Here is a 17885-nt window from a genome sequence, read left to right as displayed (position 1 = left end):
TGGCTTCGGGTGCGCGGTGGTGGTGCAGAATGGGCATTGCTGGTGCACGGGTACAGGTTGACCAGACCGGCCCATTCGCGGGTAAACCCGCTCCCACAGGTTCATCAATAGCCTGCGGAACCTGTGGGTTTACCCGCGAATGGGCCGGTGCAGGCAATACCTATCGATCAGGCTACCTACATCGGCAACAACCGATCCTGGATCACCTCCTTCATCACCAGCGTCGAGCTCAGGCGTTTGACATTGGGAATGCTGGTCAGCTGTTCGTCGTACAGTTTCTGGAACGCCGGCAGGTCCCTGGTCACCACGTGCAGCAGGTAGTCCGGATCGCCGAACAGGCGCTGGGCCTCGACGATCTGTGGAATGTCCGCGAGCGCCGCCTCGAAATCCGCCACCGGCTGGCGGGTCACTTCGCGCAAGGTCACGAACACCAGCGCGGCGAAGTTCAGGCCCAGGGCCGCCGGGGCCAGGCGGGCGTGGTAGCCGAGGATGGCGCCGGATTCCTCCAGCGCCTTGAGGCGGCGGTGGCAGGGCGACAGGCTCAGGCCCACGCGCTCGGCCAGCTCGGTGACCGACAGGCGCCCGTCTTTTTGCAGCTCGGCAAGGATCTTTCGATCAGTTCGATCCATGGGGGAGAATCTTCCATCGATTGGCTTGGTAGAGGAAATATACGAAAGAAAATCCCCGGGCGATATCCGTAGTCTTTCTTTCACCGAAACCTGCGTGAAAGGAAGGGTCGAAATGACCATGAGTGTATTGGCGGCGTTCTGGGCCGTTTCCCTGCTGTTCGTGATCACCCCCGGTGCCGACTGGGCCTATGCCATCTCGGCCGGCATGCGCGGGCGCTGGGTGGTACCGGCGGTGGCCGGTATGTTGTCCGGGCATTTCCTTGTCACCCTGGTGGTGGCGGCCGGGGTCGGCAGCCTGCTCGCCGGGCATCCGCTGGCGCTGACCCTGCTCACCCTGGCCGGCTGCCTCTACCTGCTGTGGCTGGGCGGCAACCTGCTGTTGAGCCCGTCGGTGCCCGAGGCGGGCGAGGGCGGCGAGCGTGATTCGGGGTCGCGCTGGGCGTTCAAGGGCCTGTGCGTCAGCGGGCTCAACCCCAAGGTCTTCCTGCTGTTCCTGGCGTTGCTGCCACAGTTCACCGACCCGCAGTCGAGCTGGCCGCTGCCGTTGCAGATCCTGCTGCTGGGGCTGGTGCACCTGGGCAGCTCGCTGGTGATCTACCTGATGGTCGGCTACGGCGCCAAGGCCGTGCTACGCACCCGGCCCGCGGCGGCGCGGGTGGTGGGACGGTTGTCCGGCGGCGTGATGATCCTGATCGCCGTGGGGCTGATTGCCGGGCAATTGCGCTGAACCTGTCAACGGCGGCGGCTTGGGCTATGCTGACGGCCCTTACGAACCGGACCGACAACCATGAAATACGCCGCCGCACTCCTGCTCAGCCTGCTTCCGTTCCTGGCTCACGCTGCGCAGACCGGGGAAACCCTCGCACCCTGGACCCTGCTTGACCAGTACGACCAGCCCTACAGCCTGGGCAGCGACACCCGCATCCTGCTGGTCGCCCGCGACATGGACGGTGCCAAGCTGATGAAGGCGGCCCTGGCCGAGCAGCCCAAGGGCTACCTGGAGGCGCGCAATGCGGTGTTCGTCGCGGATATCCAGCGCATGCCGGCGCTGATCAGCAAGCTGTTCGCCATCCCGGCCATGCGCGACTACAGCTACCGGGTGCTGCTGGACCGGGAAGGCCAGGTCGCCAGTCGTTATGCCGGGGAGGAGGGCAAGGTGCTGTGGCTCTCGCTGGACAAGGGCGTACTGGTCGGGCAGAAGACCTATACCGCTGCCGATGACCTGAAAGCGGCGCTGGAGCAGGCCGGCCACTGAACCGATGGCCCTGTGCAGGCGAGCCTCGTGGGAGCGGGCTTGCCCCGCGAAAGGGCCACCAGCGACAGCGCGGCAGATTCAGGAAAACGCCTGGCGCATCAACTCAGGCAGCACTTCGCCCGCCTTGCCGGCCAGTGCGAACTCTCGCGGATGCCCCTCGCTCTCAGGCTGCGGATTGACATGCACCACCGTCGCCCCCGCCGCCAGCGCCAGCCGTGGAATCGAGGCCGCCGGCTGCACCACGCCGGACGTTCCCACCGACAACAGCAGGTCGCATTGCTGCGCGGCGTCGAACGCCCGCTCCAGCGTCTGCTCCGGCAACATCTCGCCGAACCACACCACACCAGGTCGCAGCGGCCCGGCGCAGCGACTGCAGCGCGGTGGCTCGATGCGCCGGCCTTGCAGGGCGTCCTCGGGCAGGGCCACAGGCGCGTCCACCGGCCGTGCGCAGTCCAGGCAGCGGAACGCGTCCAGCCGCCCATGCAAATGCAGCACGTCCTGGCTGCCGGCGCGCTCGTGCAGGTCGTCAACGTTCTGCGTCACCAGGGTCAGCTTCGGTACCCGCGCCGCCAGCGCCGCGATGGCCTGGTGAGCGGGGTTGGGCGTGGCCTGGGCGATTCCCGCTCGGCGCATCTGGTACCAGCCCCAGACCAGCGCCGGGTCGGCGCGAAAGCCTTCGGCGCTGGCCAGTTGCGCCGGGTCGAAACGCTCCCACAACCCGGTCAGCTTGTCGCGGAAGGTGGCGATGCCGCTTTCGGCGGATACCCCGGCACCGGTGAACACCACCACGTGGCGGGCTTGGGTGAGCAAGGTTGGATCGAACGGCATGGGGGCTCCAGGACGACGGTGCGAGGGCGCCACTGTGCCAGTGGGGCCGGAAGGCGACAAGCACCGGGGAGTCGGGGGCTTGACCTCGACCTAACCTGAGGTCTGATACTCGGCCGCTCATTCCATCGACGGAGCGATACCATGACCCAGCCAGCCGCCTTCGCCCTGAGCAACCCCGAAGGCCTCTACGACCCCAGTGGCAATGCCTATTCCCATGTCGCCGAAGTGCGTGCCGGCAGCCGCCTGCTGTACATCGCCGGGCAGGGCGGCGAGGACCTGCAGGGCAATCTCTCGGCGCGATTCGACGAGCAGGCGCGCCAGGCCCTGGTGAACCTGAAGATTGCCCTGGCCTCCCGTGGGGCCACTCTCGAGCACGTGTTCAAGCTCACCTTGCTGGTGGTCGATCATTCCGAGGCGCGCCTGAGCCAGTGGGTGGCCGAGGCCGAGCGCGCCTGGGGTGGCAGGATGACGCCGACCTGCACGCTGATTCCGGTCCCGCGCCTGGCGCTGGACGGGATGCTGGTGGAAGTGGATGCGGTGGCGGCGCTGCCCGAGGCGTGATCGATCGGCCCGGCACAATCCCTGTAGGAGCGGCCTTGTGCCGCGAAGGGGCGCGTAGCGGCCCCAGGTTTCCAATTTAAAGCAGAAATCGCCGGGGCCGCTTTGCGGCCCTTCGCGGCACAAGGCCGCTCCTGCAGGGGGGCGTGCAAGCCCTGCCCACGATGGACTGGTAGACTCGCGATTTGCGAATTGATCGAGCCTGCGCCATGACCGCCCCTGTCGAACTGCACCAGACCGGCCCCGAGCACGTCGAACTGATGCGCAACCTCTACCAGTTCTACGCCTACGAGTCCTCCGACTGGGAGCAGGAGGACGTCGAGGTGGACGGGCGCTTCTACATCCACGAGCCGCACTTCGCCCGCTACTGGCAAACCCCCGGCTGGAGCGCCAACCTGATCCTGGTGGACGGCTTCATCGCCGGCTTCATGCTTATCGAGCGCAGCGAACTGCCCGGCATCGAGGCCTGCGAGTTGGCCGACCTGTTCATCCTCAAGAAGTACCGCCGCCAGGGCGTGGGCCTGGCGGTGGCGCGCCAGACGCTGTGCGAAGGCGACAGCGACTGGCTGGTGCGCTGCTATCGCGAGGATGCCCCGGCCCTGGCGTTCTGCCAGGCAGTGCTGGCGGACCTGCCGCGTCCGGTGCGGGAGATCGCGCTGGATGACGAGCCGCAACTGCGCAATTTCCTGGTGACCCGACGGCGGCACTGACCACCCCGCAGATTTTTTGTGACGCACTTCACAAAAGACCTGCGTCGAGCGGCATAATGCCAGCACTTCGTTATTTCGGACTGTTCCGACGTACGGTCCGGAGGTTTCCTATTCCTGCTGTGAAGGAGTCAGGTCATTCCCATGCCGCTCGCCGCCAATCCTGACATGATGTACCGGTTGTTGATCCAGAGTGTGGCGGACTACGCCATCTACCAGCTCACCCCCGAGGGCATCGTCGCCAACTGGAACCCGGGCGCGCAGCGGGCCAAGGGCTACCAGGCCGAGGAGATCATCGGCCAGCACTTCTCGGTGTTCTATACCGACGAGGACCGCCATGCCGGCCTGCCGGCGCTCAGCCTGGACACCGCGCGTAACGAGGGGCGCTTCCAGGCCGAAGGACTACGCCAGCGCAAGGACGGTTCGCACTTCTGGACCAGCGTGGTGATCGAACCGATCAAGGACGAACACAGCGGCCAGTTGATCGGCTATGCCAAGATCACCCGCGACATCTCCGAGCGCCGCCAACATGAGCTGGAGCTGCTTAAGGCCAAGGAGCTGGCCGAACAGTACAGCCAGGAGATGACCACCCTGTCGCAGTTCCTCGACTCGGTGATCGCCAACATTCCTGCCAGCGTCATCGTCCAGGACCTGCAGAGTCAGCAGATCCTCCTGGCCAACCAGCAGGCCGAGCACCTGTTTGGCCGCCAGGGCACGCGCATGGTCGGCCAGCTGCCCGGCCAGTGCCTGGTGCCAGCGGCCGTCGACTACCTCGAACAGCAGTTGGCGCGCGGGGCGCGCAGTACCAAGGGCTATGCCGCCGAAACCCGGGTCGACACCGCCACGGGGCCGCGCACCCTGCGCAGCCGGGCCACGCTTTGCGACAACCGCGAAGGGCAGGGGGACTACGTGCTGTTCGTCGCCGAGGACGCCACCGAGGAACTGGCCGCCCATGCCCAGATCCATCACATGGCCCACCACGACGCGCTGACCGGGCTGCCTAACCGTACCCTGTTCCACGAGCGTCTCAAGCAGGCGCTGCTGCGCGGCGAGGACAGCGACAAGCTGACCGCCGCCCTGTGCCTGGACCTGGACAACTTCAAGAACATCAACGACACCCTTGGCCACGCTTTCGGCGACAAGCTGCTGCGCGCCCTGGGCAAGCGCCTGCGCCGCGAGCTGCGCGAGCACGACACCCTGGCCAGGCTCGGTGGCGACGAGTTCGCCGTGGTGCTGTCGGGCCTGGAGACCGGCGACGCGGCGCGTAACACTGCCCAGCGCCTGATCGAGGCGATCTGCCCGCCGTTCCATATCGAAGGGCACCAGTTCAGCGTGGGGGTGAGCATCGGCGTGGCGGTCGCGCCCGACGACCACGACCAGGCCGAGCAGTTGCTGGGCTACGCCGACATGGCCCTGTACGAGGCCAAGCGCAATGGCCGCAACCGCTACGAGTGCTTCCATGTCGAACTGGATGTCGCCGCCCGCCAGCGCCGCCTGGTCGAGACCGACCTGCGCACCGCGCTGCACCTGGGCCAGCTGCAGCTGCACTACCAGCCGGTGGTGGACCAGCAGAGCGCCAGCGTCACCGGCTACGAGGCCCTGCTGCGCTGGGAGCACCCGAGCCGCGGCATGATCATGCCCATGGATTTCATCCCCATCGCCGAGGAGACCGGGCTGATCCACGAGATTGGCGCCCGGGCGCTGAACCTGGCATGCCAGGAGGCGGCCAGCTGGGGCACCGCGCAGACGGTGTCGGTCAACCTGTCGGCGGTGCAGTTCAAGAACGCCAACCTGGTGCACACCGTGGCCCTGGCCCTGGCTGACTCGGGACTACCGGCCACGCGCCTGGAGCTGGAGATCACCGAGTCGGTGCTGCTGGGCAACAGCGAGGAGAACGTGCGCACCCTGCGGGCATTGAAGGATCTGGGTGTGTCGATTTCCCTCGACGATTTCGGCACGGGGTATTCCTCGCTCGGCTACCTGCGCTCGTTCCCCTTCGACCGGATCAAGATCGACAAGTCGTTCGTCCACGACATGTGCGAAAGCCGCGAGGCGATGTCGATCATCCGCGCCATCACCGAGCTGTCCAACAGCCTGATGATCAAGACCACGGCCGAAGGGGTGGAGTCGGCCGAGCAGATGGAGCGTCTGCTGGCCGAGGGGTGCTCGCATTTCCAGGGCTACCTGTACGGCCGACCGGCACCGGCGAGCGAGCGCTTGACGCAGGTGATGCCGCGGTCCTGACGGGTTCTGCACGCCCTTGTAGGAGCGGCCTTGTGCCGCGAAAGGGCCGCAAAGCGGCCCATGCGATCTTTGCAGCAATGCTGAATCCTGGGGCTGCTGCGCAGCCCTTTCGCGGCACAAGGCCGCTCCTACAGAATCCGCAAGGCATTCGGCAAAAGTGGTCGATCAGCGAACAAAATGTACCGGTTGGACCACAAGGCTTTGTCGCGTCCCCGGGTTCTCTTCTAGAATCCGCCCATGCCCCGGCACCATGCCGGGGCCATCGCCCGAGAGCCTCATGAGTTCCAGTTCGCCGCTGTCCGGAGTCAACCAGCCGCTGCGTGGCATCGCCCTGGTGGTGGTGGCCACCTTCCTGTTCGCCAGCCACGATGCACTGTCGAAACTCCTCGGTGGGATCTACCCGATCATCATGGTGGTCTGGGTGCGTTACCTGGTGCACACCCTGCTGATGGCCGGGATCTTCCTGCCCAAGGCGGGCCTCGCGGTGCTGCGTACCCGCCGGCCATTGTTGCAGACGCTACGCGCGCTGAGCCTGCTCAGCACCAGCCTGCTGTTTACCGCCGGCTTGCAGTACTTGCCGTTGGCGGAGGCGACCGCGGTCAACTTCCTCGCGCCGGTGCTGGTCACCGCGCTGTCGGTGCCGCTGCTCAAGGAGCGGGTGACGCCGGGGCAGTGGTTGGCGGTGGTGATGGGCTTCATCGGTGTGCTGGTGGTGGTGCACCCGGGCGGGGCGATGTTCACTCCGGCCATCCTGTTCCCCTTCGGCTCGGCGCTGGGGTTCTGCTTCTACCAGTTGCTGACGCGCAAGCTGGCCGCCCACGACACTCCAACCACCAGCAACTTCTATGCGGGGTTGTGCAACACCCTGATCCTGACGGCGCTGGTGCCGTTCTTCTGGCAGGTGCCGCAATGGCCCCATGTGCCGCTGATGCTGGCGCTGGGCGGCTGCGGGATGACCGCGCACCTGTTGCTGACCCAGGCGTTCCGCCATGCCGCACCGGCATTGCTGGCGCCGTTCAGCTATTGCCAGATCGTGTTCGCCGGGCTGCTGGGGCTGGTGGTGTTCGGCCAGGTCCCGGATGGCACGAGCCTGGTCGGCATTGCGGTGATCTGCCTCAGCGGGCTGGGGGCGGCCTGGATGCAGCGAAGGGCGTGAGGGGCATGTTCCTCAGCCAGCACCCTGCTGTTTGCGATAGGCCCCGGGTTGCACGCCGACCGCCTTGGCGAACGCCCGGGTAAAGGCCGCCACCGATTGATACCCCGCCTGCGCGCCCACCTGTTCGACGGTATTGCCCGCCTTGAGCAACTGGCAGGCATGGCGCATGCGCAGCGCCAGCAGTACCTGCCCGGGCGATTGCCCGGCCAACTCGTTGAAGCGCTTGAAGAAGGCCGAGCGCGAAAGCCCCGTGCAGGCCGCCATGTTCTCCAGCGTCCAGGCCTGCCCCGGCTCCTCGATCAAGCGTTCCAGCAAGCCGGCGAAGGCCGGCTGGCGGGCGAGGGCGACCAGCCCGCCCAGCGAGTGGCCGGCGTGCACCTGCTGGCGCAGCACATACAGGAACAGCAGGTGGGTGAGGCGTTCCAGCAGCGCCTGGGAGGGCTGCGGGCGACGGCATTCCTCGAGGATCAGCCCGAATAGCGCCCGCGCCGCGCTGCCGGCCGGCTCGCTGGCGCGCAGCAGGATCCAGTCCGCCAGCCCGTCGACGATCAGTGACGACAACCCCGACTGGAAGTGGAAGAACCCGCACACCAGCCCCACGCCGTCGCCCGCTTCGAGGTCCAGCGCCTGCATGCTCCGGCGCGGCTGGGCACAGGCGTCGGCGGCATCCTCGTCGTTGGAAAGTCGATAGGCCAGGTCCCGCAAAAGGAATACCGCATCGCCGCTCTCCAGGCGCAGCGGCTGCGCCTGGCCATCGATATGCAGCCAGCAATGGCCCTGCACCACCAGGTGGAAACTGGCCCGGCCCATGCCCTGGGTGCTGGCGTGCCAGCCCCCGCAGTAGCGGCCGACATGGAACAGGCTGGCGTCGAGCTCCAGACTCTCTAATAACCAATCGACGAGGGGGCTGGAAGAAATCATCTAATGCAAGGACTCTGGAGCAAGGAAAGGCGACTGATGAATATGGATGCTACTTCTTATAACCAACAGACTGTAGCGACCTACATCAAAGGAGACCACTCCATGTCCGCACGCATCACTCTACACAGCCTGCAGACCGCCCCGGAAGGCGCCCGCCCATTCCTCGAGAACGCGCAGAAGAACTCCGGCTTCATCCCCAACCTGCTGGGCATCCTGGCCAACGCCCCGGCGGCGCTGGAAACCTACGTTACCGTCTCGGCGCTCAACGGCAAGTCCGAGCTGACCCTGGCCGAGCGCGAGGTGGTGCAGTTGATCGCCGCCACCCAGCACGGTTGCGATTTCTGCGTCGCCGGCCACACCGCCGTGGCGCTGAACAAGGCCAAGCTGCCCCAGGAAGTAGTCGATGCCCTGCGTGCCCGCGGCGAGCTGCCTGACGCCCGCTACGAGACCCTCGCCGAATTCGCCCGTGAAGTGATCGCCACCCGCGGCAACGTCGGCGATGCCACCTATCAGGCATTCCGTGACGCCGGTTTCAGCGAAGGCAACGCCCTGGAAGTGATTCTCGGCGTGAGCCTCGCAACCCTGTGCAACTTTGCTAATGTGTTCGCCCAGACGCCGCTCAACGACGAGCTCGGCAAGTATCGCTGGCAGCCTTCGGCCTGATCAAGGCCTGATGCCGGCGCGTCCGGCGTTTCAACAGGAGTAGGGACATGCTTGATCATGCATTTCGACAATGGCTGGATGCCAATGCCGAGGCCATCGACCAGGGCCAGTGCGATCCACACCTGGTGCTGGCGCATATCGCCGAATCGCAATTGCTGCGCATCGGCGTCGCCCCGGCCCTGGGCGGCTCGGGTGGCGACGTCAGCGCGGCGGTCGAGGCCATCGCCGCCATCGCCAGCCGTTCGCTGGCCGCGGCCTTTGTCTGCTGGGGCCAGCGCGCCTTCATCGAATACCTGCTGCAAAGCCCTAACCGGGCGCTGTGCGAACGGCTGCTGCCCGACCTGCTGAAGGGCGAACTGGCCGGGGCCACCGGCCTGTCCAACGCCATGAAGTTCCTTTCCGGCATCGAGGCCTTGCAGGTGCGTGGCCGCGCCGCGAGCGACGGTTGGAACCTGGAAGGGCGCCTGCACTGGGTGACCAACCTGCGCAAGCGCGGCTTCGTGGTGGCCGCGGCTATCGAGGATGACGCCGGTGGCGCGCCGTTCGTGGTCGCCATCCCGTCGAACGCGCCGGGCCTGGAACGCTCCGACGACCTGCAACTGATGGGCCTGCAATCGAGCAACACCGCGGCGCTGGCCTTCCACCAGGTACCCTTGGCCCGCGACTGGCTGCTGCACGACAACGCCCGCGAGTTCCTGCCCAGGGTGCGTCCGGCGTTCCTGGCGCTGCAGTGCGGCATGGCCATCGGCCTGGCTCGCCGCGCCCTGGAGGAGGCACAGGCACACCTGCAGGGGCGTGGCGCGTTCCTCGATGAGGCGCGTCAGGTGCTCGCCGAGCGTCTGGAGAACACCGTCGCCGAGCTCAAGCAGGGGCTGCTCGACGGCCGCTTCCAGAGCCAGCCGGCCGCCTTGTTCAAACTGCGCATCACCCTCGCCGAATGCGCCGCCGACGCCGTGCAGCTGGAGTTGCAGGCCAGCGGTGGCAAGGCCTACCTGACCGCCTACGGCGAGGGCTTCGCCCGCCGCTGGCGCGAGTCGGCGTTCGTGCCGATCGTCACCCCGAGCCTGGTGCAACTGCGCGCCGAGCTGCAACGCCAGGCGGCCTCTGCATGACCGACGTGCTACTCGAAGCCCGCGACATCAGCCTGGGCTACCCGCGCGAGGGTGGCTGGCAGGCGGTGCTGGAGCAGTTCGACCTGGCGCTGGCGCCGGGGGAGGTGGTCAGCATCCTCGGCCCCAGCGGGGTCGGCAAGTCCAGCCTGCTGCGCGTGCTGGCCGGCCTGCAGCAGGCCCGTGGCGGCAGCGTGCAGTTGCGCGGCGAGCCGCTGCAGGGGCCGCATCCGCGCCTGGCGGTGGCATTCCAGGACCCCAGCCTGCTGCCTTGGCTGAGCCTTGAGAAGAACGTCGCCTTCGGCCTCGACTTCGCCCGCCAGCCCAGGCTGCCGGCGGCCGAGCGGCGCGCACGGATCGACCACGCCATCGACGCGGTGGGCCTGGCCCACGCCCGTGGCCAGTACCCGGCGCAGCTGTCCGGCGGCATGGCCCAGCGCACCGCGCTGGCCCGCTGCCTGGCGCGCCAGCCCGAGGTGTTGTTGCTGGACGAACCCTTCGGCGCGCTGGACGAGGTGACCCGGGCCGACATGCAGCAACTGCTGCTGCAGCTGATCGCCACCCACAACACCGCCGCCGTGTTGATCACCCACGACATCGACGAAGCCCTGCTGCTGTCCGATCGCGTGCTGCTACTGGGCAACCACCCGGCGCGCACCCTCGGCCAGTGGCACATCGATCTGCCGCAGCCCCGCGCGCAGCGGGTCGAGGAACTGGGCGCGCTGCGCATCGAGATACTGAAAACCCTTCGGCGGGCAAGCCGCACAGCCGAACCCACTCCATTCCCCTTGCCCTCGGAGGCTGTCCATGTGCATGGATGACTGCTGTTCCACGACGTCCCGTCGCGACTTTCTCAAGCTGAGCGCCATGCTCACCGCCGCCGGCGCCGTGCCGCTACTGTCGAGCCTGCAGGCCCGCGCCGCCGCCGAGCCGGACGCGCCGGTGCGCATCGGCTACCTGCCGATCACCGACGCCACGCCCTTGCTGGTGGCGCACAACAACGGCCTGTTCGAGGCCGAGGGCATCAAGGCCGAGCGCCCGGTGTTGCTGCGCAGCTGGGCGCAGGTGATCGAGGCATTCATCTCTGGCCAGGTCAACGTCATCCACCTGCTGTCGCCAATGACCGTGTGGGCGCGCTACGGCAGCAAGGTGCCGGCCAAGGTCGTGGCCTGGAACCACGTCGGCGGCTCGGGCCTGACCGTGGCCCCGGACATCACCGAGATGAAGCAGCTCGGCGGCAAGACCGTGGCGATTCCGTTTTGGTACTCGATCCATAACGTGGTGCTGCAACAGATGCTCACCGACAATGGCCTCAAGCCCGTGTCCAAGCCGGCCGATGCGCAACTGGCGGACAACGAGGTCAACCTGCTGGTGCTGCCGCCGTCGGACATGCCACCGGCCCTGGCCAGCAAGCGCATCGCCGGCTACATCGTTGCCGAGCCGTTCAACGCCCTGGCCGAGAACCTCAAGGTCGGCCGCGTGCAGCGCTTCACCGGGGATGTCTGGCGCAACCATGCCTGCTGCGTGGTGTTCATGCACGAGCACGACCTGAACAACCGTCCTGAGTGGTCGCAGAAGGTGGTCAACGCCATCGTCAAGGCCCAGCAGTGGACCCGCGAACACCGCGCCGAGGCCGCAGCCCTGCTGTCCAAGGCCGGCCCCAACAAGTACACCCCGCACGAGCCGGCGGTGCTGACCAAGGTGCTGGCGCCTTCCGCCGAAGACCGCGCCGGCTACATCGCCAGCGGCGCGATCCAGCACCAGCAATGGGACGAGAAGCGCATCGACTTCCAGCCTTACCCGTTCCCCAGCTACACCGAGGAACTGGTCAAGCGCCTGAAGAACACCCTGATCGTCGGCGAGAGCGATTTCCTCGCCGCCCTGGACCCGGCGCAGACCGCCCGTGACCTGGTGGACGAGCGTTTCGTGCGCAACGCCATCGCCGCCGTGGGTGGCCCGACAGCGTTCGGCATCGCCGAGAACTTCCAGCGTAGCGAGGAGTTCGCGGTCTGATGCGCAGGCATGTCGTGCATGGCGCCCTGGGCCTGGCGGGCCTGGCGGCGCTGCTGTTGTTGTGGTGGGCGGGCGTGCGCCTGTTCGGCGCCGCCGATGGCCTGTCGGCGCGTTTCTCGCCCCAGGCCACATTGCAAAGCCTGGTAGAGCTGCTGGGGCAGGGCGAGGTCTACGGGCATATCTGGGTAAGCCTCAAGCGCATCCTCGTCGGCCTGCTGCTGGCGCTGCTGATCGGCGTACCGCTGGGTCTGCTGGTGGGCAGCTACCGTCACCTGGAGGCGGCGACCACGCCGGCGTTCCAGTTCCTGCGCATGATCTCGCCGCTGTCGTGGATGCCGGTGGTGGTTATGCTGATGGGCGTGGGCGACCAGCCGATCTACTTCCTGCTGGCCTTCGCCGCGCTGTGGCCGATCCTGCTGAACACCGCTGCCGGGGTACGCCAGCTCGACCCGCGCTGGCTGCAGTTGAGCCGCAGCCTCAGCGCCACGCGCTGGGAGACCTTGTGCAAGGTGATCATCCCCGGGGTGATCGGCCATGTGCTGACCGGCGTGCGCCTGGCCATCGGCATCCTGTGGATCGTGCTGGTGCCGTGCGAGATGCTCGGTGTCAGCGCCGGGTTGGGCTATTTCATCCTCGATACCCGTGACCGGTTGGCTTACTCGGAGCTGATGGCGATGGTGCTGCTGATCGGGGTGCTGGGGTTCATGCTCGATGCCCTGGCGCGCGGGCTGCATCGGCGTTGGGTACATGCCTGATGTCTGTAGGAGCGGCCTTGTGCCGCGAATGGGCCGCAAAGCGGCCCCGGCGATCTTTGTATCAACGCTGAAATCCTGGGGCCGCTACGCGGCCCTTTCCGGCCGGTCCGACGCCTCGGCAAGGCCGCACCTACAGGGGGAGCGCGTGAGGCCTGGAGGCGCGTCCCTGCGCCCTGGGATTCAGAAGCTGTACTTGGCCGTCAGCATCAGGTTGCGCGGATCGCCGAAGGTGTCGCTGCCATAGTTCACCGACTTGGAGATCGACGAGTAGTACTTGCGGTCGAACACGTTGTTGGCATTGAGCTGCAGGTCCAGGTGCTGGTTGACCGCGTAGCCGGCCATCAGGTCGGTGACGGCGTAGGCGCCCTGCTCGAGGCGGTAGCTGCCGCCGTCGGCCACGGTGAAGTCGTTGTACATGCGGCTCTGCCAGGTGACGCCGCCACCGACCCGCAGTTTCTCCAGCGGGCCCTGGAAGTGGTAGGTGGTGAACAGCTTCAACTGGTGCTGCGGCGTGTCGGACTCGAACGGCTTGTTGACCTTCTCTGGATTCTTGGCGTCCTTGACCGTGTGTACGCGGGCATAGGTATAGCCTGCGCCGATCTGCCACTGCTCGGTCAGCGCGCCCTGCACCTCGAAGTCGATCCCCTGGCTGCGCACTTCGCCGGAGGCCTCGTAGCAGGCGAACTGACCGGCCCGGCACAGGCTCTTGTCCACCTCGACCGCGCGGTTCTCCTGATCAATGCGGAACACCGCGAGGCTGGCGTTGAGCGCGCCGTCGAAGTACTCGCCCTTGATGCCCACCTCGTAGTTCTTGCCTTCGATCGGCCGCACCGGCGTGCCGCTGGGGTCCTTGTTGTCCTGGGGCTGGAAGATGTCGGTGTAGCTGGTGTACAGCGAGTGGTGCTCGTCCAGCTCGTAGATCAGGCCGGCGTAGCGGGTGACGTTACGGGTCACCTTGTAGTCGCCCTCGTTGCTGCCGCGCTGGTCGTAGTCGTACCAGTCAAGGCGCCCGCCTAGGATCAGCTTGAGCGGGTCGGCCAGGCTCAGGCGGGTGGTGGTGTACACGCCTTCCTGGTTGATCAGGTAGCGGCTGCTGCTGGTGTGCAGGAAGTCCGGTTTGCCGCCGTCGATGGGGTAGTCCAGGTCGTAGGGGCTGTAGTTGCGCTCGGTCATGTCGTAGATGCGCTTGCTGGCACCCACCACCAGCTCGTGGGTGCGGCCGAAGGCCTCGAACGGGCCGCTGGCGAAGGTATCCAGGCCCAGCTGGTTCTCGTCGTGGGCCGACTGGTAGACCGTACGGCTCAGCGGCTTGGCCAGGTCCCAGCGCGACTGGTAGGAGCCGCGGAACAGCGCGTTCTGTTCGCTGTAGATGGCGTTGACCTGCAGCTTCCAGTCATTGGCCAGGCGCTGGCGCAGCTCGGCGAACAGGGTGTTGATCTCCTGGTCCTTGACCTCCCAGTCGGTGGCCGGGTTGTACGAACGGGGCAGGTCCTGGTGATGGCCGTTCAGGTCGGTGGGGATCGCGCCCCAGAACACGTTGGTCTTGTCCTTCTGGTGGGACAGGCCAAGGGTCAGGGTGGTGTCCTCGCCCAGGTCGGCCTCGGTGATCGCGTAGAACAGCCCGTGGTCTTCCTGCTGTCCGTCACGGAAGCCGTTGGCGTCGCGGTACGAGGCCACCACGCGACCGCGCAGGGTGCCACTGTCGTTGAGCGGGCTGGAGGCGTCGAGTTCGCCGCGGTAGTTGTCCCAGCTGCCGGCGGCACCGGTGAGAGTGACCTTCTGTTCCGCCAGCGGACGCTTGCGCACCAGGTTGATGGCCGCCGAAGGCGTACCGGAACCGGTGACCAACCCGGTGGCGCCGCGCACCACCTCGACCCGGTCGAACATCGCCAGGTTGGGCTGGGCGCCGACCACCCAGCCGGTGTAGGCGCTGGGGATGCCGTCGTACATGATGTTGTCGACGTCGAAGCCGCGGGCCTTGTAGGTCTGCCGGCCCGGGCCGTTGGACTGGTTGAGGAACAGCCCCGGGGTGTACCTGGCCACGTCATTGATGCTGGTCATGCCCTGGTCGTCCATGCGCTGGCGGGTGATCACGGTCACCGCCTGGGGCGTTTCGCGCATGGTCAACGGCAGCTTGGTGGCGGTGGACATGGAGCCGGTGGTGTACGACTTCGACCCCTCGGTGGTGCTGCCCAGGCTGCTGTCGTTGATGGCCGTGGCGCCCAGCTCGATCACGGCCGGCGCTTGCTCCTCGGCCAGCGCCGGGGTGAGGGTCGCCATGCAGATGGCCATGGCCAGCAGGTTGCGGCTGGGCGTGAAACGGTGAGGGGAGAGGTGCGGTGACATGCCGGGCTTTATCCTTATTGCTAGTGCTTATGAGAATAATTAGCAATAAGTGTGTCGGATTATCAGGCTCGTAACAATGCATCCGAATCTGAATTGATGAATTTTTCAAAAATTCAATTCGATTGAGTTATTTCTTGTGGAGTCATACCCGTGGGAGCGGGCTTGTCGGAACGCCGCACCGCCCGGATCACCGGCTATGCCGGTGCCATACACCGCTTCGCGGGGCAAGCCCGCTCCCACGATGGTGATGCTGGCAACCCTGTTCCCTGTGGGATATCGCAGCACGAAGGGCTGGGCGATCTCCTGCAGGTGACGGTTATGGCAGTGGATCAGCCACCGTAATCCGTTTGCCACGCTGACGCCCGACCTCCAGTGCCTGCCCGTCGCGCTGCTTGCCATGTCGCGCCTGGCCGACCAGCTCGGGGATCAGCGGGCCCTCCGGCAGGTGGCGCCAGAAGCGCCCGGGCAGGTGCTGGCGCAACGCACCGGGGTTGAGCCGGGCGGGGTTGAAGGTGTGCCGGTAGTAGGCCAGCCACAGCTCGGCGCCGGGGTCTTCGGCGTTGCGCGCCCATTGCTGCCACGCCTGCGGGCACTGGCGCTGGTAGTCCAGGTGCTGGCCGTCGAAGCGCACGCCATCGAGGGGCGTGGCGATCAACCAGCGCTGGCGCCCCAGGCGATCGGCGAAATGCCCGCAAGCGCTGTCGAGGATGTCGTGGGCAGGTTCGTGGTAGGCGACCAGGTCCAGTTGCAGTTGTTCGGCCAGTGCCTCGGGCAGCGGCACGAAGCGCACGAAGGCATGCAGGTGATGGGCTTCGCGGCCGACCTGACGGATGCGCCGCTGCATCTCGCTGCCCAGGCGGTCGCCGGCGAGCATGGCGGTGCGATCGCCGTGGGCGACGCGCCAGAGTACTTCGTACAGCAGGTTCCAGCGCTGCTCGCCGCGGTAGCGACCGGCCTGTTCCAGCTGGGCCAGCAGCGCCGCCGGCACGCGGGCGCGGAACGGGCCGGGGCCGACGGGCAGGGGCGTGGGCACGGCCAGCAGGTCGTCCATACGTGCCTGGCCCCAGGTCACCGTGGCCGGGTCGATGCCATGGCCGAGCAGTTGCCGCGCCTGGTCGCGCCAGGTGGCGAAGTCGTCGCCGCAATCCAGCGCAATCATCCCCACAGGCCCATCTGCACCGGTGCCTGGGGTTCACGCAGGCGGGCGCGCAGCAGGCCACTGCGCAGCTCGGCCTGGGCCGGGCGGTAGTCGCTGGTGACGATGAACGGGCGGGCCTTGTCCAGCACGCAGCGCAACTGAATCAGGTCGTCGTAGCGGATACGCCGCTCACGGCGCAGGGCCACCAGGCGCTGCACGCTGCGCAGACCGATACCGGGGATGCGCGCCAGCAGGGCCGGCTCGGCGCGGTTGACGTCGAGCGGGAACACCTCGCGGTTGGCCAGCGCCCAGGCCAGCTTGGGGTCGATGTCCAGGGCCAGGTTGCCGGTTTCGCCCAGCAGTTCGCCGGCCTTGTAGCCGTAGCCGCGCAGGAGGAAGTCGGCCTGGTACAGGCGGTGTTCGCGCAGCAGCGGCGGGGCCGCCAGGGGCACGCTGGACGGGCTGTCGGGGATCGGGCTGAAGGCGGAGTAGTAGACGCGCCTGAGGCCGTAGCCCTGGTACAGCGACTCGGCGTTGCGCAGCAGGGCGCTGTCGTCGGTGGCGTCGGCGCCGACGATGACCTGGGTGCTTTGCCCGGCGGGGGTGAAGCGTGGTGCCCGTGGTTCACCGGCGACGGCCTGCTGGCCGTGGTGGATCACGCCCATGGCCTGGCGGATGGTGCTGGCGCGTTTTTCCGGGGCCAGGCGTTCGAGGCTGGCGTCGGTGGGCAGCTCGATGTTCACGCTCAGGCGGTCGGCCAGGCGCCCGGCTTCCTCGATCAGCAGCGGGTCGGCGTCGGGAATGGTCTTGAGGTGGATGTAGCCGCGAAAGCCATGCTCCTCGCGCAGCAGGCGCGCCACCCGGATCAGCTGCTCCATGGTGTAGTCGGCCGAGCGGATGATGCCGGAGCTGAGAAACAGGCCGCTGATGCAGTTGCGCCGGTAGAAGTCCAAGGTCAGGCGCACCACTTCCTCGGGGCTGAAGCGCGCCCGCGGCACGTTGCTCGAGCGGCGGTTGACGCAGTATTGGCAGTCGTACAGGCAGAAGTTGGTCAGCAGCACCTTGAGCAGCGACACGCAGCGCCCGTCGGGGGTGTAGCTGTGGCAGATGCCCATGCCGTTGGTGGCGCCGAGGCCGTCGCGACCACGGGAGCTGCGCTTGGGGGCGCCGCTGCTGGCGCAGGACGCGTCGTACTTGGCGGCATCGGCGAGGATGCCGAGCTTGGCGATGAGCTGCATGGGGTAATCCGATTTTACTGTTCATGCATACAGTATTTCGGCGTTGGGCTGATAGCAAGTGTTTGCAGGTGGTTTTGATGGCGTGATGGCGCAGAGGTGCCTGGCGAGAGTCCTGTAGCGCCTATCAGATCGAGCGCCGCCCGCGCGGCGCATCGCGGATGAATCCGCTCCTACATTTGTTGCAACGTACCGAACCTGTCAGGCCATGGTTGCCCGCCTTGGTGCCTGTCTTGAGACAGATGAAGCGGCAGTGGTGCACACGCTGAAACCGTGTCGGACCAACAAGGCGGACCAGGTAATGGCACAGGATTGACTGGCCCGAAAC

The 17885-nt window shown here is 66.9% G+C and carries 17 protein-coding genes; 11 read left to right on the top strand and 6 right to left on the bottom strand.

Annotated elements, in window-relative coordinates; translation table 11 throughout:
• Window positions 1-176: 176 nt before the first annotated feature.
• Complete coding sequence (locus tag LU671_RS09825) at window positions 177-629, bottom strand: Lrp/AsnC family transcriptional regulator (protein ID WP_203652353.1); 453 nt, start codon at window positions 627-629, stop codon at window positions 177-179.
• Window positions 630-741: 112 nt separating this feature from the next.
• Between LU671_RS09825 and LU671_RS09820 the strand changes: the two genes are divergently transcribed.
• Together LU671_RS09820 and LU671_RS09815 are read left to right on the top strand one after the other, a co-directional pair.
• Window positions 742-1356, top strand: a complete 615-nt coding sequence (locus LU671_RS09820; RefSeq protein WP_186733125.1) for a LysE family translocator — start codon at window positions 742-744, stop codon at window positions 1354-1356.
• 60 nt (window positions 1357-1416) lie between these two features.
• A complete protein-coding gene (locus LU671_RS09815) occupies window positions 1417-1884 on the top strand; it encodes an FAD/FMN-containing dehydrogenase (protein ID WP_203652354.1) in 468 nt (155 codons plus the stop codon).
• Window positions 1885-1962: 78 nt separating this feature from the next.
• Here LU671_RS09815 and LU671_RS09810 read toward each other — a convergent pair whose 3' ends face one another.
• Entirely contained in the window at window positions 1963-2712 is a 750-nt protein-coding gene (locus LU671_RS09810) for an SIR2 family NAD-dependent protein deacylase (RefSeq protein ID WP_232855556.1), read from the bottom strand.
• A gap of 141 nt (window positions 2713-2853) precedes the next feature.
• On the opposite strand from LU671_RS09810, the gene LU671_RS09805 reads away from it, so the two are divergent.
• From LU671_RS09805 to LU671_RS09790, 4 genes are all read left to right on the top strand, one after another.
• Window positions 2854-3273, top strand: coding sequence for a RidA family protein (locus LU671_RS09805; protein ID WP_050706097.1), 420 nt, complete (start codon window positions 2854-2856; stop codon window positions 3271-3273).
• A gap of 206 nt (window positions 3274-3479) precedes the next feature.
• Complete coding sequence (locus LU671_RS09800) at window positions 3480-3980, top strand: GNAT family N-acetyltransferase (protein WP_232855555.1); 501 nt, start codon at window positions 3480-3482, stop codon at window positions 3978-3980.
• Between the two features lie 141 nt (window positions 3981-4121).
• A complete protein-coding gene (locus tag LU671_RS09795) occupies window positions 4122-6221 on the top strand; it encodes a putative bifunctional diguanylate cyclase/phosphodiesterase (RefSeq protein ID WP_232855554.1) in 2100 nt (699 codons plus the stop codon).
• 277 nt (window positions 6222-6498) lie between these two features.
• Window positions 6499-7377: a DMT family transporter gene (locus LU671_RS09790; RefSeq protein WP_232855553.1), complete on the top strand. Its 879-nt coding sequence runs from the start codon at window positions 6499-6501 to the stop codon at window positions 7375-7377.
• Between the two features lie 12 nt (window positions 7378-7389).
• On the opposite strand, the gene LU671_RS09785 is transcribed toward LU671_RS09790, so the two are convergent.
• Window positions 7390-8298, bottom strand: coding sequence for an AraC family transcriptional regulator (locus tag LU671_RS09785; protein WP_232855552.1), 909 nt, complete (start codon window positions 8296-8298; stop codon window positions 7390-7392).
• Window positions 8299-8400: 102 nt separating this feature from the next.
• On the opposite strand from LU671_RS09785, the gene LU671_RS09780 reads away from it, so the two are divergent.
• The 5 genes from LU671_RS09780 to LU671_RS09760 are packed head-to-tail and all read left to right on the top strand — an operon-like array spanning window position 8401 to window position 12838.
• The gene (locus LU671_RS09780; protein WP_232855551.1) at window positions 8401-8961 is read left to right on the top strand and encodes a carboxymuconolactone decarboxylase family protein; all 561 of its coding nucleotides are present in this window, start codon (window positions 8401-8403) and stop codon (window positions 8959-8961) included.
• 47 nt (window positions 8962-9008) lie between these two features.
• The gene (locus LU671_RS09775) at window positions 9009-10073 is read left to right on the top strand and encodes an acyl-CoA dehydrogenase family protein (RefSeq protein ID WP_232855550.1); all 1065 of its coding nucleotides are present in this window, start codon (window positions 9009-9011) and stop codon (window positions 10071-10073) included.
• The gene (locus tag LU671_RS09770; RefSeq protein ID WP_232855549.1) at window positions 10070-10891 is read left to right on the top strand and encodes an ABC transporter ATP-binding protein; all 822 of its coding nucleotides are present in this window, start codon (window positions 10070-10072) and stop codon (window positions 10889-10891) included. The genes LU671_RS09775 and LU671_RS09770 overlap by 4 nt, the downstream gene beginning before the upstream one ends.
• The gene (locus tag LU671_RS09765; protein WP_232855548.1) at window positions 10878-12083 is read left to right on the top strand and encodes an ABC transporter substrate-binding protein; all 1206 of its coding nucleotides are present in this window, start codon (window positions 10878-10880) and stop codon (window positions 12081-12083) included. The genes LU671_RS09770 and LU671_RS09765 overlap by 14 nt, the downstream gene beginning before the upstream one ends.
• Window positions 12083-12838 carry an ABC transporter permease gene (locus tag LU671_RS09760; protein ID WP_232855547.1) on the top strand — a complete coding sequence of 252 codons (756 nt, stop codon included), beginning with the start codon at window positions 12083-12085 and terminating at the stop codon, window positions 12836-12838. Before LU671_RS09765 ends, LU671_RS09760 begins: the two co-directional genes overlap by 1 nt.
• 180 nt (window positions 12839-13018) lie before the next feature.
• Here the strand turns inward: LU671_RS09760 and LU671_RS09755 are convergent, their stop codons facing one another.
• The 3 genes from LU671_RS09755 to LU671_RS09745 form a co-directional block, all read right to left on the bottom strand.
• Window positions 13019-15184, bottom strand: a complete 2166-nt coding sequence (locus tag LU671_RS09755) for a TonB-dependent siderophore receptor (RefSeq protein ID WP_232855546.1) — start codon at window positions 15182-15184, stop codon at window positions 13019-13021.
• A 316-nt stretch (window positions 15185-15500) separates the two neighbouring features.
• The gene (locus LU671_RS09750; RefSeq protein ID WP_203652363.1) at window positions 15501-16343 is read right to left on the bottom strand and encodes a TIGR03915 family putative DNA repair protein; all 843 of its coding nucleotides are present in this window, start codon (window positions 16341-16343) and stop codon (window positions 15501-15503) included.
• Complete coding sequence (locus LU671_RS09745) at window positions 16340-17560, bottom strand: putative DNA modification/repair radical SAM protein (protein ID WP_232855545.1); 1221 nt, start codon at window positions 17558-17560, stop codon at window positions 16340-16342. Before LU671_RS09745 ends, LU671_RS09750 begins: the two co-directional genes overlap by 4 nt.
• Window positions 17561-17885: the final 325 nt, after the last annotated feature.

The sequence above is a fragment of the Pseudomonas sp. NMI760_13 genome (assembly GCF_021283245.1).
Classification (GTDB): Bacteria; Pseudomonadota; Gammaproteobacteria; order Pseudomonadales; family Pseudomonadaceae; genus Aquipseudomonas; species Aquipseudomonas peradeniyensis.
This window is presented reverse-complemented; position numbering and strand designations above follow the sequence as displayed.